Origin of the sequence: Rhodococcus sp. Eu-32 (assembly GCF_003336925.1) — a bacterium.
In the GTDB taxonomy this organism is placed as follows: domain Bacteria; phylum Actinomycetota; class Actinomycetes; order Mycobacteriales; family Mycobacteriaceae; genus Rhodococcoides; species Rhodococcoides kyotonensis_B.
On record NZ_QGNK01000075.1, the window covers coordinates 1 to 472 of the forward strand.

The window sequence follows — 472 nt, forward strand, 5'->3', positions numbered from 1 at the left end:
TCAAGTAGCCTATCCTACGGGGGGCTGCAGTCGAGAATCATTCACAATGGGGGAAACCCTGATGGTGCGACGCCGCGTGGGGGAATGAAGGTCTTCGGATTGTAAACCCCTGTCATGTGGGAGCAAATTAAAAAGATAGTACCACAAGAGGAAGAGACGGCTAACTCTGTGCCAGCAGCCGCGGTAATACAGAGGTCTCAAGCGTTGTTCGGAATCACTGGGCGTAAAGCGTGCGTAGGCTGTTTCGTAAGTCGTGTGTGAAAGGCGCGGGCTCAACCCGCGGACGGCACATGATACTGCGAGACTAGAGTAATGGAGGGGGAACCGGAATTCTCGGTGTAGCAGTGAAATGCGTAGATATCGAGAGGAACACTCGTGGCGAAGGCGGGTTCCTGGACATTAACTGACGCTGAGGCACGAAGGCCAGGGGAGCGAAAGGGCTTAGATACCCGTGTAGTCATAGGCTACTAAA

1 rRNA gene is annotated in these 472 nt (G+C 53.8%); it reads left to right on the forward strand.

The window, feature by feature from the left end:
- Positions 1 to 472: ribosomal RNA gene (locus DK926_RS26965) — 16S ribosomal RNA — on the forward strand; the annotation flags it as partial.